This window comes from Faecousia intestinalis (assembly GCF_040096185.1).
Classification (GTDB): Bacteria; Bacillota; Clostridia; order Oscillospirales; family Oscillospiraceae; genus JAZOXB01.
On record NZ_JBBMFF010000224.1, the window covers coordinates 1 to 16989 of the forward strand.

Here is a 16989-nt window from a genome sequence, read left to right on the forward strand (position 1 = left end):
CCACGGCCCCTTCGGGGCCTCGCAATGACACGTCAGGGGAGTGCGGCACTGGGGGCGGTGCGTTCCTCCGAATTGGCGCTGCTTTTGCCGCTTCGCGGACGGGAGCGGCATGCCGCTCCCCTACAGCGCGATATGCTGTCTCACTGAATATGAACGTGGTTATTGATATGATCGATGCAATAGCAGCAATAGCCCTTGCACTTCGAGCAGTAGCGGAACTCAAGGTCCGGGTATTCTGTATCCGTTCTGCCGCACACAAGGCACTTATGGCGGTAGGGGCGCTCTCCGGCACGGTTCTGATAATTCTGCGCCCAGTTTGGGTTTGGCTGCTGCTTCGGCGCGGAGGCGCGGCGGAACTCGGCGCGGCGCTTACGCTCGGCGCGGGAGGCGTGCCTGCGCAGCGACAGCGGCAGGAGCTGCGGCAGCTGGTGCCAGCAGAAGAGCAGGCAGGGCAGCTGCGCCACGATCGGCAGGAAGGCGACAAGGATGAGACCGATGCCGAGGAGGGCACTGCCATACAGCGTCCAGAACCGGACGGCTTCGAGGATGTCCTTTACAAGATAATAAAGAATGCCGCCGATGTCTACGAGGGCGAGCCAGCGCATTTTGACCGGGATGAAGAAAAACAGCAGGCCGCGCGCTTCCGGCATCAGCGCCGCGACAGAGAGGAACATCGACAGGTTCAGATAGAGCGCCGAGACACCGTAGGAAACGTGGAACAGGAAATACACCAGCATCGCATAGACATCCATGGCCAGGATGCCGATCAGATAATACAGGTTCACGCGCAGCGAGCCCCAGAGCTGCTCCAGATAGCGGGCGGGCCAATAGGAGCAGTAGAGCGCGAGAGCAACACTGAAAATGGAGTAGATGCTCATATCGCCGATCCCGGCGAACGTGAAAATATAGCTGAAGAGCCGCCAGACTTGCCCGTGAGCGATGGCCTGAGGGTCGAAGGACAGCGCGCTGTACAGGCTCAGCGGTGTCCCGAACTGGGAAAGAAAATAGACCAGCGCGTTGCCGATGCAGATCCACAGCATGAGATTCGGGATTCCCTTATTCCGGTTGTTGTTCAGAAACCGATGGTAGGAATAGTTGAATTTGCTCAATCGGATCCCTCCTTTATTACCGCTATTGTAGCGTAAAACCATGGGCTTGTCCAGCAACAAAGTGTGAATTTTAGAAGACGTTGCAAAAAAACCGGCGCTGTGGTATGATAACAGCAGAAAAAACAGAAAATTCGACTGGCCGCAGGCCAGAAACGGAGGAAATCACCATGAGCCATGTCCGCGATATGTCCCTTGCCGAGTCCGGCCGGATGAAGATCCGCTGGGTGCAGGATTTTATGCCCGCCCTTGTGGCGATCCGCGCGCGCTTTGAGCGCGAAAAGCCCTTCGCCGGAAAGAAGATCACCATTTCCATCCACATGGAGGCCAAAACGGCATTTCTCGCGCTCTGCCTTGCGGCAGGCGGCGCGGAGGTGCATGCCACGGGCTGCAATCCCCTGTCCACGCAGGACGACGTGGCGGCGGGCCTTGCGTCCATGGGCGTGGAGACCTATGCCATGCACGGCGTGAACGCAGCGGAATACCGCGGCCTGCTCGTCGAGGCGCTCTCGTGCTGCCCGGATCTCATCATCGACGACGGCGGCGACCTGCTGGACCTGCTGAGCGGGGACTACGCGCATCTGGGCAAAAATCTGCTCGGCGGCGCGGAGGAGACGACGACCGGCATCCATCGCCTGCACGCCCGCGCCCGCGCCGGGGTGCTGCCCTTCCCGATGATGAACGTCAACGATGCGAAGTGCAAGCATTATTATGACAACAAGTACGGCACGGGCCAGTCCGTGTGGGACGCCGTCATGCACACGACGAACCTGCTCGTCGCGGGCAAGACCGTCGTTGTCGCGGGCTACGGCTACTGCGGACGCGGTGTGGCCATGCGCGCAAAGGGCATGGGAGCGAACGTTATCGTCACGGAGATCGACCCGATCAAGGCGCTCGAGGCCTCCATGGACGGCTGCCGCGTCATGCCCATGGACGAGGCTGCCCCGCAGGGCGACCTGTTCGTCACGACGACCGGCTGCCGCGACGTGCTGACGCGCAGGCATTTCGAGGTCATGAAGAATAACGCCTTCCTCTCGAACGCGGGCCATTTCAACGTCGAGGTCGACTGCGAGGCGCTGGCGGATATGGCGGTGCGCGTCTATCCGCGCCGGCAGGATATTACGGGCTATGAGCTGGCGGACGGCCGCACGCTGAACCTGCTGGCCGAGGGCCGCCTGGTGAATCTGGCCTCCGGCAACGGCCACCCGGCCGAGATTATGGACACGAGCTTCTCCGTGCAGGCGCTGGCGCTGGAGTATCTGCTGCACCACGCCTCCGAGCTGGGTAAGCAGGTCTATGACATCCCGGAGGAGATCGACCGCGAGGTCTCGCGGCTGAAGCTGCATGGCGCGGGCCTGCGCATCGACACGCTGACGCCGGAGCAGGAGGCCTATCTCAGCGGCTGGCAGGTCTGAGCCGATGGAGCTGTATTTCAAGCAGCGTCTGCTGTCTTTTTTTGATAGCTTCGATATCTACGATGAGGACGACAACGTCGTCTACACCGTCGAGGGTCAGCCCGCGTGGCTCCACAAGCTGCACGTTCTGAACGCCGCGGGCGAGCATATCGCCACGGTGCGGCAGGAGCTGTCGCTGCTGGCGAGCTTCGAGCTTCTGGTGGGCGAGGAGAGCATCGGCTGCGTGGAGCAGAACTTCTCTCTGCTGCGCTCGTCGTTCACGCTGGACTGCTATGACTGGGACATCGAGGGCGACGTGTTCGGCCTGGACTACAGCATCACGGCATCGGACGGCCGGAGCGTGGCGGCATTTTCCAAGGAGCTGTTCCACTGGACGGATACCTACCATCTCTCCGTCCCGCGTGAGGAGGATGTCCTTCCGGCCCTGCTGATCGTGCTGGCCATCGATGCGGCGCGCTGCTCGCGCGGCGGGTGACGCGAATCCGTATAATACGATATAATACGATCCCCCTGAAGCCTGCGCTGCTTTCAGCACGGCTTCGGGGGAATCGTGATTTTTTGGGCTGTGCGGATCACCGGCCGTCCTTGATGCGGAACAGCAGCCGGACAACGCGGTAGCGCCGCTTCAGCAGCAGGCGGTAGACGAGGCGCTTGTTGCGGTCGAGGCGCGGCAGGTAGCGATTTTCGCGGAAGTCGGGGAAGTTTTTCTCCATGTAATCGCGGAACTGCCCGAGCAGCTCGCTCTTGCAGTCGATGCGCGCCACGCGCACCGAGGCGGCGATGAGCAGGTGGCTGATGGCAAGAAATGTCAGCTCGTCGCGGTAGGCCTCGCGCAGGCCGTGCTCCCCGAACCAGCCGAGAATGTCGTCAAAGGCATAGAGGATCTCCACATTGCGGGCGCAGTTTTTGTTGTTCATCGCGCTGCCCTCGCGCTGGAGATAGTGATAGTAGGCCCCCGGCAGGCGGACGACCTGCTCCGCCAGTGCCAGCACCTTCGTCACGATGCGGATATCCTCATACCAGACCTTCGTGGCAAAGCGGATGCCGCCCTCGGTAAACAGCGTCCGGCGATAGGCGCGGTTCCACGGGGCCATGACGCCGAAGAACAGCTGGGGTGCGTCCTTCGTATGCGTGGGAAGATCGGCCGGAAGCTCCTCATGCAGCTCGCCCGTGACCTTGTCGTCCCGCTCGACGAGCGCGCCGAACAGATAGAGGTCCGCCGGTGTGGCCGCGATGGAGGCGGAAAGGTCCTCCAGCAGGTTCGGTGCGAGCCAGTCGTCGCCGTCGACGAACAGCAGATAGTCGCCCTGCGCCAGCTCGATACCGCGGTTGCGCGCCGCGCCTGCGCCGCCGTTTGGCTGATGCAGGGCGCGCACCTGATTCGGGTGCGAGGCCGCATAGCGGTCGCAGATCGCGCCGCTGCCGTCGGGCGAGCCGTCGTCGATCAAAAGAAGCTCAAAATCCTGACACGTCTGGGCCAGAATGGAGTCCACGCATTTTTCCAGATACTCCTCGACCCGGTAGACCGGGATGATGATGCTGAACTGCGGCATAGTGCTTCCTCCGTTTCATTTGGATCATGTCCCTATTATATCCGCTGCCGCCTGTTTTTGCAAGCCCTCAGACGAGCAGCGGCTGGAGCTGCTCACCCCGCAGCGCTGCCTCGGCCGCCTCCGGCAGCAGGGAAAAATGTGCCACAAGGCTGGCGGGCTTGCCGGTCGGGCTGTCCTGCCCGAAGGGGACGAAGTAAAAATGACGGCGGGCCAGCAGCGCACCCAGATTCGCGGCGCTGCCGGACAGGCCGTCGTTCGTGGAAACGGCCAGCAGCACGGGGCGGCCGTTGCGCAGATGCGCCTTGCAGGCAAAGCTGACGGGCGAGTCGGCGATGCCGTTTGCAAGCTTGCCGAGCGTGTTGCCCGTGCAGGGCGCGACGATCAGCAGATCGAGCAGGCGCTTCGGGCCGAGCGGCTCGACCTGCGCCAGCGTGTGCAGCGGTTCCGTGCCGCACAGCGCCGTGACCTCCGCCCGGAAATCCGCCGATGCGCCGAAGCGGGTGTCCGTCTCCCACGCGGCGTCCGAAAAAATGGGGACGACCGTATATTGCGCTGTCAGGGCGCGCAGAGCGTCAATGGCCTTTCGGAATGTGCAGAACGAGCCGCACAGGGCAAAGCCGACAGTCGGTCTCATGCTGGGAACGCTCCTTCCTGTTCGAGAATTGCGGCGGCATAGGCCGCGCCCGCACTTGCGGGACAGAATCTTCCGGGCAGGCCCGGCGCGTCGATGCGGGTGACATCCGTCCGCGTGCAGGCCGGGATACCGCCCGGCGCGGAGGCCAGCTCCACCAGCAGGCAGCCGGGCAGAAGCGCGGCGAGCTGGTCCTGCGTCAGCACGGGTGCAGGCACGGTGTTGAACACAAAGTGATAGGAAAGACCGCGGGCATAGCGGCCAGTTTCGTCGGCTTCCAGCCCGAGCGCCTCAGCCGCGGCGCGGTCGGACGGCCTGCGCGCCGCGACGGTCACGCGGGCGGAAAGGCCGTGCAGCTTGTTTGCCAGCACGCGGCCGATGTGCCCGTAGCCGATGACAAGGCAGGGCGCGCCGTGCAGCCGGTACGGGCTGTGCAGCACGGCAAGGGCGATGGCGCCCTCGGCTGTCGGCACGGCGTTGTGCGTTGTCAGCGGCTCCGTGCCGAAAAGCTCGACAGGCTCCGCGCCGCAGTCGAGCAGGGCCTGCCGCAGCGGGCTGAGCCCGCCGCCATAGACCCGCGTACCGCGGCGGCAGCAGGCGAACACGGCGGTACGCTCCGGTGCGGCGGTCCCGCGCAGGCGCTCGCCCTGCAGGGCGGGAAACGGAAGAATGACAAAGTCGGCGGGAGCCGGGAGCGCCTCAGGCATGCCGGGCACGCCGCAGCAGCGGACCTCGAGCCCGGCGTCCAGCAGGGCCTGTGCGGCCCAGCGCTGGCGCTCGTCTCCGCCGAGCAGAAAGCAGGTTTTGGACATGGCAGCACCTCCTACCCTCATCCTATGCAATTTTTGCGGTTTCGGTGAAAAAAAGTTGTCAATTGCGGTCGGACTTGCTATAATAATACAGTATGTCGAAAAAGTCCCTTCGGGATTTTTCCGCCGGACTGCATTCAAAATTGTAAAATAGAACTTTGTAAGATTATTTTGCAGTTTTTCCGCTGCGGCGGGTGATCAAACGCGAAAGGATACCCTGACAGTTTCCTTTCACACGTTTCCTCCCTCCGTAACTTTTGGCTGGACAGGGTTTCCGAAAGCCTGTATAATAATATTTTGCTTTCAAGAGATGAGAGAGAAAGGAGCGGGCGAGCATGGAGCGGCATGGCTTTGTTCATGATATGCTGGACGTTAAGGTCCTGATCTTATATATTATGGCGCGGGTCGCCTATCCCGTCGATCTGCAGAAGATCTATGAGCTGTCCTATCAGGATGACGGCCTGAGCTATTTCGACGTGGCGGAGGCCGTGCCGCAGATGATCGAGTCCGGCCATCTGGAGCGGGTCGACGGCGAGCGTTATGTCATTACGGAAAAGGGGCGCGAGGCCGGCTCCGTGACGGAGGATTCTGTGGCCTATCCCGTCATGCAGCGGGCGCGCGCGGCCGTGGAGCGCTATAATCGCGACGTGCGGCGCAGCAGCTTTGTCAAAACGGAGATCAGGCAGCGCGAGTGCGGCGATTTTACCGTGCAGATGAGCCTGAACGACGAGGTCAGCGACCTTTTGCGGCTGGAGCTGATGGCACCGACGCAGAAGCAGGCGCACCGTCTGGCGGGGGCGTTTTCCCGCAATGCCGAGACGATCTACCGCCTTGTGATGGATCAGCTTCTCTCGGAGGAAAAGGAAAACTCCTGAAAAATACAGCTTGCTGCAGGGGCCGGACGGGGCTTAGCAGCAAGCTTATTTTCGCTACTTGCATGTTTCGGCAAAAGGTGGTATAATCATACCAGCAGATCCCCAATCGGCCCAATCAAGAAAGGAGCGACTTCGAATGAAATTCCAGTTCACAGAGAAAAAAGTCAGCTTGCCCGAGAGCGTTCATGCCTACGCTGAGAAGAAGGTCATGAAGCTCGAGCGCTTCTTCCGGGATGATGCGGAGGCACTTGTTACCTTCTCGGTCGAGAAGGAACGCAATAAGGCCGAGATCACGGTTCATGCCGCCGGTACCTATTTCCGCGCCAGCGAGGCGACTTCCGATATGTATGCATCCATCGACGCTGCGGTCGCCACGATCGAGCGCCAGATCCGCAAGAACAAGACCCGCCTGGCCCGCCGCCTGCGGCAGGATGCCTTCGTCCGTCAGCCGGATGTCACGTCCTTCGCGCCGGAGCCCGAAGAAAATACCTTTGAGATCGTCCGCACAAAGCGGTTCCCCATGAAGCCCATGACGCACGAGGAGGCCATCTTGCAGATGGAGCTCCTGGAGCACAGCTTCTTTGCCTTCAAGGATGAGGAAAACGACGGCGCGTTCGCCGTGGTCTATAAGAGAAACGACGGCGGCTACGGCCTGATCGAGGACGTCCAGTAAGTCTGCCGCATATTCCGCAGAAATAACACGATGCCGGGAGCGAAAGCTCCCGGCATTTTTGTCATTTCAGCGCATTGGCACGGGCAAATTTGCTCAGCGGCTCCCAGCGCAGATTATACTGCTTCGCCAGCCGGTCGGCAAGGGCCTTTGCGGCGTCCGGTGCGCCCTCCTTGATCTCCAGCTCGACCTCGGCAAACGGAAGCTCCTCCGTTTTGCCGTGCAGCACGCCGCAGTCGCACGCCAGCTCGGCGCGGCTGCCGTCTGCCAGACGGAGCATGACGCTGCGGCGCAGGAACCGCGCGCCGCACACGGGGCGCAGCGGCGCTTCGCCGTAGAGCTGCAGCAGCTGCCGCGGCGCGCCGAAGTCCAGCAGCCATTCGATGGCGGCGTCGTCCACAGCCCGGGCCTCGACCTCCCATTCACCGCGGGCGAACGGCTCCGGTTGGGGCGTCTTGACGCAGACGACGCTGCGGCTGCCCTCCTGACGGCGGCGGAGCGTCCAGTGATTTGTGCGGAACGCATTCGTCTCCGTGTCAAAATAGGTCGTTTCCATCGGCGTGCACACGATGGGGCCCTCCATCCGCGCGGCCGTTTCGGGGTCGCCCAGCAGACAGTCCAGAACGGTGTCGTTTGCGGCGGCCAGCTTGAATTCCAGTTCCTTACCCATATTTATCACCTCAATGGCAATATTATACACGGTTTCCGGAAGCTGCACAAGTTTTTCCCGGAAAAATTTCCGCTCCGATTTCCCGACAAAACTCTTGCGCCCTGCGTGCTAAAATCGGGACAAATCGTTCGGCAGCGCGGCGGCTCGGCCTTCTCCGCGCACCGGAGAGGGGAGGAGCTCATGAAAAAGTCCGGTTCTCAGCAGCTTCTGGCGAAACAGCGGCTGCCGCGTGCGTCCGTCCGGCTGCACCGGCTCGGGGAGTGCCTGCTGCTGCTCGGGAGCGGCTTCCTGACGGCCGGGGCGCAGATCGGCGGGCTGGCCCTGCCGCTCGGGGCCTGCCTGACGGCCTCGCTGCCGTTCGGGCGGCGGTCTCTGTCGGCGGCGCTCGGCGCGGCGGCGGGCTATGCCCTGTTGTGCGAGCCAGCCATGGCGGCCGAGCGCATCGCGCTGACGGCCCTGCTGCTGGCGGCGATCGTGGTGTTTCAGGGCACGACGCTCCCGGCGACGCGGTGGTTCCTGCCTGCCATGGCGGCCGGAACGGCCCTTGTGCTCGGCAGCCTGCAGGTCTTCGGCGGGAACGGCGGGTGGCGGCCCACCCTGCAGTGGCTCACGGTCAGCGCGGCGGCCGGTGTGGGGACGGCCGTCCTGCGCTGCGGGACCGGAGCGGGAGAGCGGGGGCGGCCGCTGTATTTTGCGGCGCTGCTGAGCGGGTTGAGCGGCCTGACGGCGCTCGGTCTGCCCGTCGATCCGGGGCTCATCGGGGGCTGCGCCATGGTCTACGGCGCGCCGGAGCTGTCGGCCGTGTGCGCTGCCGCTGCGGCGCTCGGCCTGACGGGAAATCTCGGCTGGAGCGTGACGGCGGCCTTGCTGCTGCCTGCCGTGACGGCGCGGGTCGTGCGCAATGATCTCGCCCGCGTGCTCCTCGGCGGTGCACTGTGCTGCGGCGTTTTGTGGCTGGGCGGTGTGGGGTCGCCCGCCGCATTTGCCGCCGTCGGCATCGGCATACCGCTCGGACTGTGGCTGCGGCGGACCGGTGCGCTCCGGGCCTCCGGCCCCGCCGCGGCGGAGGAGCTGGCCGCGCGCCGCATGGGGGATGCGGCGCAGGTGCTCGAGCTGCTGCAGGCTCAGCTCCCGGTGCAGGAGCGAGGCCTGAGCGAGGCGGACAGCGTCTATGACGGGGCGGCGGAGCGCATCTGCCGCTGCTGCGCGCGTTTCCACCGCTGCTGGCAGCACAATGCCCGCCAGACCTATGACGCGCTCGAGCAGGCTGCCGGACGGCTGCTGCAGCGCGGCAAGGCGGAGGCTGCGGACTTTCCGGCGGAGTTCCGCGAGGGCTGCTGCCATTTTGACGGCTTCCTTGCGGCGCTCGATCAGGAGCTGGAGAGCATGCTCTACCGCCGCCGCTACCGCGTGCAGCTGCAGGAGAGCCGCGCGCTGCTGTCTGAGGAATTCGGCTGCGTGGCGGAATATCTGCGCCGGATGCAGGCCGAGCTTGGCGCGCCGCAGCCCGATGCGCCGCGCTACCGCGCCGTGACGGGCATCTGTACGGCCGGGCGGCACGGGGCCGCCGCGAACGGCGACCGGGGCGCCTGTTTCCCCGGCCCGCGGAACGATTACTATGTGCTGCTGTGCGACGGCATGGGCACGGGGGAGCCTGCCGCCGGACTGAGCGCGGACTGCGTGCATCTGCTCGGTGACCTGCTGCGCGCAGGTGTTGCGCCGCTCGATGCGCTGCGCATCCTGAACGGGACCTACCTGCTGCGCGGGGACGGCTGCTTTTCCACCGTGGACCTGCTGCACATCGATCTGACCAGCGGGGAGGCGGAGCTGCTGAAGTGGGGCGCAGCGCCGTCGTACCTGCGCTGCGGGGATACGGTCAAAAAACTGGGGACAGCCTCGCTTCCGCCGGGCGTGGGGGTGGGAGGAGACCACGCGCCGGAGCGGTACCGGCTGTCCCTTCGGGGAGGAGAGATGCTCGTTCTGGTCAGCGATGGCGCGGGAGATGCAGAGAGCGCCGTGGCGGGCTTTGCGGGAGATTCGCCGCGGGAGCTTGCTGCGCTGCTCATCGCAGGCCTTCCGGCAGAGGATGACATGACGGCCGTGGCGGTCGCGCTCGCGCCGCGTGCATCCCGCGATTAAAGGTATCATATTCCGGCAGGATAATCTGTCGAAACAGACGGGCGGGGAAATAATATTTCCCAAGTTCGGTGCGGACGATCCCAAAAATCGATCTTTTTCGCGCAGAAACGATCAAATCACACATTTCAGACGAACCCGGCGGGATTTCTGCCGGGTTCGTCTGCTTTTCGTGCGGCCTGTAGTCCTGCCGGTTGACTTCCACCCGCACATGCATTACAATAGAGACTCCCGGCGGGCAACGCCTGCCAATCCGGAATACTGCGAGCAGGGAAATGAAGAGAGAGAAATACGCCGTTTTCACGATCGATGTCGAGGATTTTGCCGACACGGAGTGCGTGGCAAAGTCCGGGCAGCGGGTGAGGCGGCACATGCTGGACGGGCTGGATATCTATATCCGCCTGCTGGAACAATATCAAATTCGCGCGACGATGTTCGCCGTCTGCCGGACGGCTCTGCGCGAGCGGGAACGGGTGCAGCGCTATGTTGACCGGGGCCACCGCCTCGCGCTGCACGGGCTGGAGCATGTGCCGCCGTGCGGCATGGACGACGAGCACTTCCGCCGCGCGACGCTCGCGGGCAAGCAGCAGCTTGAGGCGGCCTTTCACACGCAGGTCAGCGGCTATCGCGCGCCGTGCTTCGGACTGGACGAGGAAAAGCTCGATATTGTGCGGCAGCTTGGCTTCCGCTACGATTCGAGCCGGATGGACTTCCCGGCCGCGCGCCATGTGAAGCATCTGGACATGACGAGCTACCGCGAGCTGCGCCCCGGCATCTTCCGCAAGGGCGATTTTTACGAGTTCAGCCTGTCGTGCCAGCGCCTGTTCGGGCAGAATTACCCGATCTCCGGCGGCGGCTATATGCGCCTGAGCAGCTGGAGCTTTGTCTTGCCGCTCCTGCGCAGCTATCTGCGCGAACAGGATTTCTATGTGTTCTACCTGCATCCGTTTGAGCTTTCGCGGCAGCATCAGCCGGAGCTGGAGGATCTGAAGCTCTATGACCGCTATTATCTCCACCACGGCCTGCTGACCTACCGCCGGAGGGTCGAGGCTATCATCAGTCTGCTCCGTACACTCGGCTATCGATTTGTCACGTTCGACGAGCTTGCTGAGCGAATGGAGAACAAATCTGAGCGAAAATGAACTTGAACGGAGGAGCCACCATGATACGCGAGACGGAAAAGCGCCTTCTGCCTGGCGCAGCCTGCGGGATGCTGTTCGTGCACGGCATCCTCGGGTCGCCCGCGCAGTTTGCCCCCTTCCTGCCGCTCGTGCCGCAGGATTGGTCCTTCTGCAATCTGCTTCTGCAGGGGCATGGCGGCGGTGCGCGGGATTTCTCTGCGGCCTCCATGGCGGTCTGGCGGGAGCAGACCCGGCAGGCATTTGCCGAGCTGCGCGCACGGCATGAGACGGTCGTGATCGCGGCGCATTCCATGGGGACGCTGTTTGCCGTGCAGGAGGCCGTGCGTTCGCCGGTCGAGGGCCTGTTCCTACTGAATGTGCCGCTCCATGTGCACGTCCGTCCCCGCGCGCTGCGCAATGCGTGGCTGAATTTCGGCGGCACGCCGAGGGACCCGTGGGGGCAGGCGGCGGTTGCGGCCTATGGCGTGGAGCGGGACCGCAATGTGCTGCACTATGCCGGCTGGCCGCCGCGCTTTTTCGAGCTGTTCGGTGAGATCCGCCGGACGCGGCCGCTCGTGCGGCAGCTCGCCGTGCCCTGCCGGGCGTATTTTTCGGAACGGGACGAGCTTGTCTCCGTGCGGAGCGCGCGGGAGTTTGCGGATGTCCCGCAGGCCGTCGTCACGATGCTCCCGCATTCCGGGCACGCCTATTACGAAGCGCAGGAGGACCTGCCGCTGCTGCAGTGCGGCTTCCGTGCCATGCTGCAGCAATGTGAAAAGAAACGATAATAAATGGCCGGTGCGAATTCTCGCACCGGCCATTGTGATTTTTGGGTTATTCCTCGTCTGCCTTCTTGGCGTCCTCGATGATCTTCGCCTGGTTGATCTGCGGGACCTCCTCGTAGCGGACGAACTTGAGGCTGTAGGAGCCGCGGCCCTGCGACATGGAGCGCAGGTCGATGGCGTAGCTGCTCATTTCGCCCATGGGTACCTCAGCCTCGACGATCTGCCAACCGCGGTTGTCGGGATCGGGGTTCATGCCCATCACGCGGCCGCGGCGCTTGTTGAGGTCGCCGATGATATCGCCCATGTTGGCGTCCGGGATGAAGACCTTCAGCTCGCCGATCGGCTCGAGCAGGGTCGGACCGGCGGTGGGCAGGCCTTCCTTGTAGGCGATGCCGGCAGCGGTTTGGAACGCCATATCGGAGGAGTCAACGGGGTGATAGGAGCCGAAGTACAGCGTGGACTTCAGGAACACGACCGGATAACCGGCCAGAACGCCCTTGCCGATGCAGTTGCGCAGGCCCTTTTCGACGGACGGGATGAAGTTCTTCGGCACGCAGCCGCCGACGGTCTCATCGGCGAAGATCATATCCTCGGACTCGCTCTGCGGCTCGAAGCGGATGTAAACGTCGCCGAACTGGCCGTGGCCGCCGGACTGCTTCTTGTGACGGCCGTGGATCTCGACCTTTTTCTTGATGGTCTCGCGGTAGGCGATCTTTGCCGGGCGGAGCTCGGCCTCGACCTTATACTTGCTCAGGAGCTTGGCAATGATGACGCTCAGGTGGATGTCGCAGACACCGGCGATGATCATTTCCTTCGTCTCCGGATCGTTGCCGTAGGTGAAGGAGGCGTCTTCCTCGTTCAGCTTGACGAGACCGGCGGCGACCTTGTCTTCCTGACCCTTCGTCTTGGCGTAGATGGCCATGCGGTAGCAGGGCTCTGCATAGGTCATGGGCTTGATGGTGACGAGCTTGCCGGGCTGGCAGAGCGTGTCGCCGGTGCGGACGGAGGCGAGCTTCGTGAACACGCCGATGTCGCCGCAGCAGACCTTCGCGGTCTTGGCGTTGTCCTTGCCCTTCGGGAAGAACGTGTTGCCGAGCTTTTCATTGTCGCCGGTGCGGGCGTTAACAACGGTCATGGTGTCTTCGATGTTGCCAGAGAGGACCTTGAAGTAGGAGTTCTTGCCGTACTGGTCGGCGACGGTGTTGAACACGAACGCGGTTGCGGGGCCGTCGGGATTCAGCGGGAACTCGGACTCCTTGCCTTCCTCGTCGACGCGGACGGCGGGCTTGCCCTCCAGCGGGGACGGAGCAAAGCGGACGAGGTTGTCCAGCAGGGCGGCGGTGCCGAGGCCGTTCATCGCGCAGCCGCAGAAGACCGGCGTGACGGAGCGCTGACGGATGCCTTCCTTGATGCCCTTGAGCAGCTCTTCTTCGGTGAACGGCTCCTCCATGAAGAACTTCTCCATGAGGGCTTCGTCGGTCTCGGCGACCTGCTCATTCAGCTCGGCCATGTACTCTTCGATCTTCTCTTCCGCCTCGGCGGGCAGAGCGATCTCCTTGCCGGAGACGTCGTAGGCCTTCTTGGAGACGAGATCGACAACGCCGACGGCCTCTTCGCCGTGCAGGATCGGGAACGTGAAGGGGATGACGGAGGCGCCGAAGATATCGCGCAGGGAGTCGAACGTATTGAAGAAGTTCGCATGCTCCTCGTCGAGCTTCGAAACATAGAACATTGCGGGCAGACCGGCGTCGGCCAGGGATTTCCAGCCCTTCTCGGTGCCGACGGCGATGCCGGACTTCGCGGTCAGGCAGATCAGGCCGGCATCCGCAACGCGCAGGGACTGTACGATCTCCGCAGCAAAGTCAAAGTAGCCGGGGTTGTCCAGCACGTTGAGCTTGCAGCCGCCGAATTCGACGGGGATGACAGACGTCTTGATAGAGTACTGTCTCTTCTTCTCTTCGTCATCAAAGTCAGAAACGGTCGTGCCGTCGGCGCGCTTGCCGAGACGGGTGATCGCTTTGGTCACATAAAGCATGCTCTCGCACAGGGCGGACTTGCCGTCGCCGCCGTGGCCCAGCAGAGCAAGGTTGCGGATATCCTTCGCAGTGTACATAGTTGAAAACTCCTTTCTAAACAGCGCAGAGGCCAAGATGCCCTCCCGCTGCGGGCGGCATATCGATTCCGTGCCACAATTGAATTTATTATACACGATTTCCCAGCGTTTTTCAATTATAATTACAGAATTGTGAAAAGTGCACGAATAATATTACTTGCTTTTGTGCAAACGAGCCAAAAATTCAGAGTCTTTGCAGAATACCGGACAGAAAACCGGCCACAAGTGCCCAGATGAGCTGGAACGCGGCAATGTGGAACGGCGAAACGGCGGCCACCGAGCCCCAGTAGAGCAGCAGCGCGCACAAGCAGAGCCCCAGAATGCCGGACAGCAGGCTCAGAACCGTGGAGAAGCGCGTTGTGCTGCGCAGCGTCTGCGCGGCGGCCACGGCCGAGGCGAAGGCCCCGAACGTCTCCTTGGCGATGAGCGCGCCCTGCGCGTCCGCCTCGCCGCCGACGGCCTCGGACAGGCGCAGCCGCTCGGAGTAGACGGGGAAGGCGATGCCGCCGACGGCCAGCTCATAGCGTGCCGCGAGCAGCTCCGGCGTGATGAGGAAGTCCCGCGTGGCGAGGATGACGGAGTTGCCGGGATTGGCCAGCAGGGCGCGCAGCCCGGCGCGGGTCGAAGCGCTCGGCTTGTATTTCACGGCAAAAATTCCGGCCAGCTCACCGTTGACGGACACATAGACGGCCTGCCGCACACGCGCGCCGTCGGACATGTGCACGCCCATGCTGCGCATGAACGGCAGCGAGCCGACAAGGACGACGTCCTGACCGATCTGCGCGCCGATGCCGCCGCCGTCATAGCAGCGGTAGGCGTCCGCGCGGCAGCGGCGGCCGAACTGGGCCTGCAGAAGCCGGTCGAACAGGGCGGCGAGGGGATCCTGCGCCGCTTCGAGCGCGGCAAGCGCGTAGGACAGCACCTGCCCGGCGGGCAGCGTGCCGTAGAGCTTCATGCCGCTGGAGGTGATGTTGTTCGCGGGGAACACATCCTCGTCGCGGAGGATGACGGTGTGCTTTCTGCCGAGGACGCGGGCTCCGTGCCAGCCGCACAGGGCCGCGCCGAACGAGGCCAGCCGCCGTGCCAGCGCGGAAAACGGCCGCGCGAACGACAGCATGGCGGCGCAGGGCGTCGCGCCGAGCAGCAGGATGAGCCAGCAGCGCACAAAGCCCATCGGGCCAAGGCGCGACAGGGCCAGCGCGGCGAGCAGTGTGCCGGGCAGGGCGAGGAGGGTATAGACCCGGAAGGCGCGCGCGGCGGGGTCCGGGTCGGAGAGATGGCGCATAAAGTCGCGGGTATCACCGGGCGCGCAGCGCAGGCCGTCCTCGTTTGGCAGGAGCTGCGGCACATGGCGCACGCCGAGCGGCCGGTCAAAGCCGCAGACGGCCCGCAGCGTGCGGGTCAGGCCCTCGCGCTCGCGCGTCAGGGCGTGGAGCAGGCCGAACAGCACAAGGGCTGCCGGGGCGGCGTAGCCCGGCGTTCCGGCGGAGAGCTGCTGCACGCTGTCCAAAAGCGCCAGCACACACAGCACGGCCCCCGGCGTATAGAGGCTCGGGTGCACGAGATCGCGCACGCCCTGCCACAGGGCGTCGGCCGACAGCAGCATCTGCAGGCCCAGCAGCGCCGCCGGGAGCAGCAGCTGCAGCTTTCCGCTCAGGAACGGCAAAAACTGCAGCGAAAACTGCCCGTAGCACACGAGCAGAAGCTGCATCAGCATTAGAAGTCCGCTGACCGTCAGGCGGGCGCGCCGCCCGCCGAGCCCGGCGCTGCACAGCTGCAGGGCCTGCTGCGGCGTGGGCGGCTCCGGCTCCGGCTTCGGCCGCTCGACGATCTGCACGGGCCGCTTTTTTGCCTTCGGCTTCGGCGCGGGAGCGCTGCGCTCCGGCCGCGGCGGACGCCGGTCCGGTACGGGGCGGAACACGTGCACGCGCTCCGGCTGCGGTTCCGGCGGAGAAGTCTGCTGCGGCTCCGGCTGCACCGGTTCCGGTTCCGGGATCGGCTCCGGCTCGGGCACCGGCTCCGGGATCGGCTCCGGGATCGGCTCCGGCTCCTGCGGCGCGCCGAATTCGGCCATGATCTCCTCGAGCGTATATTCCGGCTCTGACTCAGCCGGGAACTGCGCGTTATTCAGTTGTTCCGGCTGACGGTGGTTCATGGATTATCCTCTCTGGCGAACGGCCTCATACAGCAGCACGGCGGCGGCCGTCGAGGCATTCAGGGATGAAATGTGGCCCTTCAGGGGAATACTGACCTTAAGATCGCAGCTCTCTGCGACAAGGCGGCTCATGCCGCTGCCCTCGTTGCCGATGACGATGGCGGCCGGACCGCGCAGGTCCGCGCCGGTGAGGGTCGTGTCGCCGTCGGCTGCCGTGCCGAACACCCAGATGCCGCGGGCCTTCAGGTCGCGGATCGTGGCGACGAGGTTCGCAACGCGGGCCACGGGCATATATTCGAGCGCACCGGCCGAAGCCTTGCCGACGACGGCCGTCAGGCCGACGCTGCGGCGGCGGGGGATGATGACGCCGTGCGCACCTGCGCATTCTGCCGTGCGGATGATCGCACCGAGGTTGTGCGGGTCGGACAGCTCGTCGCAGATGACGAGCAGGGGCGCCTCGCCCTTCTCCTGCGCGGCGTTCAGCATATCATCGACCGTGGCATAGTCATGGGCGGCGACGGCAGCCATAATGCCCTGATGCGCGCCCGTGGGGCTCATGTCGTTGAGCTTGCGGCGGTCGACGCGCACGACGACGGCGCCGCTCTCCTTTGCCATGGCGGCAAGGCGGCCAAGCGCACGGTCCGTGTCGCCGTCGGCCAGAAATACCTTGTTGATGGTGCGGCCGCTGCGCAGCGCCTCGGTGACGGCGTTGCGGCCCTCGATCATATCCTCAGGCAGCGATTCCTGCGCGGCCTCGCACGGCTTTCTCGGCTCTTTGGTATATTCTTTCATGGATGCCTCTGCTTTCCGGCGCACGATACGCCTTTTGCGATTTCATTACCTTGGGAAGCTCTGAATCAATCATCTGCGGCAGATGCCGGATCTTTTTCGTCAATCCATCGGTATGAAAAACTTGAAATATTGCGCAGCCGTTGGCGGCTTTGCCGCCT

At 63.9% G+C, this 16989-nt stretch carries 16 protein-coding genes; 7 read left to right on the plus strand and 9 right to left on the minus strand.

All coding sequences use genetic code 11. The features are described 5' to 3' along the window. Positions 1–140: 140 nt before the first annotated feature. Complete coding sequence (locus WMO66_RS08645; RefSeq protein ID WP_349136012.1) at positions 141–1109, minus strand: rhomboid family intramembrane serine protease; 969 nt, start codon at positions 1107–1109, stop codon at positions 141–143. A 167-nt stretch (positions 1110–1276) separates the two neighbouring features. Between WMO66_RS08645 and WMO66_RS08650 the strand changes: the two genes are divergently transcribed. Together WMO66_RS08650 and WMO66_RS08655 are read left to right on the plus strand one after the other, a co-directional pair. Further along, positions 1277–2521: an adenosylhomocysteinase gene (locus WMO66_RS08650; protein WP_349136013.1), complete on the plus strand. Its 1245-nt coding sequence runs from the start codon at positions 1277–1279 to the stop codon at positions 2519–2521. 4 nt (positions 2522–2525) lie between these two features. Beyond that, on the plus strand, positions 2526–2996 hold the full coding sequence (locus WMO66_RS08655) for an LURP-one-related/scramblase family protein (protein ID WP_349136015.1): 471 nt from the start codon (positions 2526–2528) through the stop codon (positions 2994–2996). A gap of 97 nt (positions 2997–3093) precedes the next feature. Here the strand turns inward: WMO66_RS08655 and WMO66_RS08660 are convergent, their stop codons facing one another. From WMO66_RS08660 to WMO66_RS08670, 3 genes are all read right to left on the minus strand, one after another. Beyond that, the gene (locus WMO66_RS08660) at positions 3094–4074 is read right to left on the minus strand and encodes a glycosyltransferase family 2 protein (RefSeq protein WP_349136016.1); all 981 of its coding nucleotides are present in this window, start codon (positions 4072–4074) and stop codon (positions 3094–3096) included. Positions 4075–4141: 67 nt separating this feature from the next. Continuing rightward, on the minus strand, positions 4142–4708 hold the full coding sequence (locus WMO66_RS08665; protein ID WP_349136017.1) for a dipicolinate synthase subunit B: 567 nt from the start codon (positions 4706–4708) through the stop codon (positions 4142–4144). Continuing rightward, on the minus strand, positions 4705–5517 hold the full coding sequence (locus WMO66_RS08670) for an NAD(P)-dependent oxidoreductase (RefSeq protein WP_349136018.1): 813 nt from the start codon (positions 5515–5517) through the stop codon (positions 4705–4707). Before WMO66_RS08670 ends, WMO66_RS08665 begins: the two co-directional genes overlap by 4 nt. A 332-nt stretch (positions 5518–5849) precedes the next feature. On the opposite strand from WMO66_RS08670, the gene WMO66_RS08675 reads away from it, so the two are divergent. Together WMO66_RS08675 and hpf are read left to right on the plus strand one after the other, a co-directional pair. After that, on the plus strand, positions 5850–6389 hold the full coding sequence (locus tag WMO66_RS08675; protein WP_349136019.1) for a DUF4364 family protein: 540 nt from the start codon (positions 5850–5852) through the stop codon (positions 6387–6389). Between the two features lie 136 nt (positions 6390–6525). After that, on the plus strand, positions 6526–7062 hold the full coding sequence (hpf, locus tag WMO66_RS08680; RefSeq protein ID WP_349136020.1) for a ribosome hibernation-promoting factor, HPF/YfiA family: 537 nt from the start codon (positions 6526–6528) through the stop codon (positions 7060–7062). 61 nt (positions 7063–7123) lie between these two features. On the opposite strand, the gene WMO66_RS08685 is transcribed toward hpf, so the two are convergent. Further along, positions 7124–7729 carry a CYTH domain-containing protein gene (locus tag WMO66_RS08685; protein WP_349136021.1) on the minus strand — a complete coding sequence of 202 codons (606 nt, stop codon included), beginning with the start codon at positions 7727–7729 and terminating at the stop codon, positions 7124–7126. A 180-nt stretch (positions 7730–7909) separates the two neighbouring features. On the opposite strand from WMO66_RS08685, the gene WMO66_RS08690 reads away from it, so the two are divergent. From WMO66_RS08690 to WMO66_RS08700, 3 genes are all read left to right on the plus strand, one after another. Next, complete coding sequence (locus WMO66_RS08690; RefSeq protein WP_349136022.1) at positions 7910–9868, plus strand: SpoIIE family protein phosphatase; 1959 nt, start codon at positions 7910–7912, stop codon at positions 9866–9868. Between the two features lie 272 nt (positions 9869–10140). Then, the gene (locus tag WMO66_RS08695; RefSeq protein WP_349136023.1) at positions 10141–11007 is read left to right on the plus strand and encodes a polysaccharide deacetylase family protein; all 867 of its coding nucleotides are present in this window, start codon (positions 10141–10143) and stop codon (positions 11005–11007) included. 20 nt (positions 11008–11027) lie between these two features. Continuing rightward, positions 11028–11774: an alpha/beta hydrolase gene (locus WMO66_RS08700; RefSeq protein WP_349136025.1), complete on the plus strand. Its 747-nt coding sequence runs from the start codon at positions 11028–11030 to the stop codon at positions 11772–11774. 46 nt (positions 11775–11820) lie between these two features. Here the strand turns inward: WMO66_RS08700 and WMO66_RS08705 are convergent, their stop codons facing one another. From WMO66_RS08705 to WMO66_RS08720, 4 genes are all read right to left on the minus strand, one after another. Then, positions 11821–13884 (minus strand): elongation factor G, encoded by a 2064-nt coding sequence (locus WMO66_RS08705; RefSeq protein ID WP_349136026.1) that lies wholly within the window; start codon positions 13882–13884, stop codon positions 11821–11823. 184 nt (positions 13885–14068) lie between these two features. Continuing rightward, positions 14069–16039, minus strand: coding sequence for a hypothetical protein (locus WMO66_RS08710; RefSeq protein ID WP_349136027.1), 1971 nt, complete (start codon positions 16037–16039; stop codon positions 14069–14071). A 3-nt stretch (positions 16040–16042) separates the two neighbouring features. Continuing rightward, on the minus strand, positions 16043–16831 hold the full coding sequence (gene rlmB / locus WMO66_RS08715; protein ID WP_349136028.1) for a 23S rRNA (guanosine(2251)-2'-O)-methyltransferase RlmB: 789 nt from the start codon (positions 16829–16831) through the stop codon (positions 16043–16045). Then, on the minus strand, positions 16770–16989 hold a 220-nt coding region (locus WMO66_RS08720), incomplete at its 5' end, for a hypothetical protein (protein WP_349136029.1). The genes rlmB and WMO66_RS08720, both read right to left, overlap by 62 nt.

Bases quoted from the DNA above. Each gene is read 5' to 3' on its own strand.
- WMO66_RS08705 (WP_349136026.1), bottom strand. From the start codon at position 13,884: ATGTACACTGCGAAGGATATCCGCAACCTTGCTCTGCTGGGCCACGGC.
- WMO66_RS08690 (WP_349136022.1), top strand. From the start codon at position 7,910: ATGAAAAAGTCCGGTTCTCAGCAGCTTCTGGCGAAACAGCGGCTGCCG.
- WMO66_RS08695 (WP_349136023.1), top strand. From the start codon at position 10,141: ATGAAGAGAGAGAAATACGCCGTTTTCACGATCGATGTCGAGGATTTT.
- WMO66_RS08660 (WP_349136016.1), bottom strand. From the start codon at position 4,074: ATGCCGCAGTTCAGCATCATCATCCCGGTCTACCGGGTCGAGGAGTAT.
- hpf (WP_349136020.1), top strand. From the start codon at position 6,526: ATGAAATTCCAGTTCACAGAGAAAAAAGTCAGCTTGCCCGAGAGCGTT.
- WMO66_RS08700 (WP_349136025.1), top strand. From the start codon at position 11,028: ATGATACGCGAGACGGAAAAGCGCCTTCTGCCTGGCGCAGCCTGCGGG.
- rlmB (WP_349136028.1), bottom strand. From the start codon at position 16,831: ATGAAAGAATATACCAAAGAGCCGAGAAAGCCGTGCGAGGCCGCGCAG.
- WMO66_RS08650 (WP_349136013.1), top strand. From the start codon at position 1,277: ATGAGCCATGTCCGCGATATGTCCCTTGCCGAGTCCGGCCGGATGAAG.
- WMO66_RS08670 (WP_349136018.1), bottom strand. From the start codon at position 5,517: ATGTCCAAAACCTGCTTTCTGCTCGGCGGAGACGAGCGCCAGCGCTGG.
- WMO66_RS08710 (WP_349136027.1), bottom strand. From the start codon at position 16,039: ATGAACCACCGTCAGCCGGAACAACTGAATAACGCGCAGTTCCCGGCT.
- WMO66_RS08675 (WP_349136019.1), top strand. From the start codon at position 5,850: ATGGAGCGGCATGGCTTTGTTCATGATATGCTGGACGTTAAGGTCCTG.
- WMO66_RS08655 (WP_349136015.1), top strand. From the start codon at position 2,526: ATGGAGCTGTATTTCAAGCAGCGTCTGCTGTCTTTTTTTGATAGCTTC.
- WMO66_RS08685 (WP_349136021.1), bottom strand. From the start codon at position 7,729: ATGGGTAAGGAACTGGAATTCAAGCTGGCCGCCGCAAACGACACCGTT.
- WMO66_RS08665 (WP_349136017.1), bottom strand. From the start codon at position 4,708: ATGAGACCGACTGTCGGCTTTGCCCTGTGCGGCTCGTTCTGCACATTC.